The organism is Achromobacter sp. GbtcB20 (assembly GCF_019091095.1).
GTDB classification, from domain to species: domain Bacteria; phylum Pseudomonadota; class Gammaproteobacteria; order Burkholderiales; family Burkholderiaceae_B; genus Achromobacter; species Achromobacter mucicolens.
In genome coordinates, this window is record NZ_JAGXJZ010000733.1 from 1 (window position 1) to 250 (window position 250).

Annotated in this window: 1 pseudogene; it reads right to left on the bottom strand. The window is 58.0% G+C overall.

The window, feature by feature from the left end:
* A pseudogene (locus tag KVT32_RS30895) lies at nucleotides 1–250 on the bottom strand (nucleotidyltransferase); the annotation flags it as partial.

The window sequence follows — 250 nt, forward strand, 5'->3', positions numbered from 1 at the left end:
GCGCTTCTCGATGCTTGTTGTGGCGCCATCTCGATCTACCAGGTAAGCCAAGATGAGTTCGATGTGGAACGACTTCAGCCCCGGAGGGTTCGCGAAGTTCTTCCAGCGCTTGGCCATGCGAACCAGCGTGCGGTAGTGCTTATCCTTCTCTTTGCGGTGGCGGATGAACTGAATGTGGCACGGCGCGCATGTGCGATTACGCTCCCCGGTCTCGCGGTCGAATTGGTAGCCATGGTCAGAACTGCTGCTG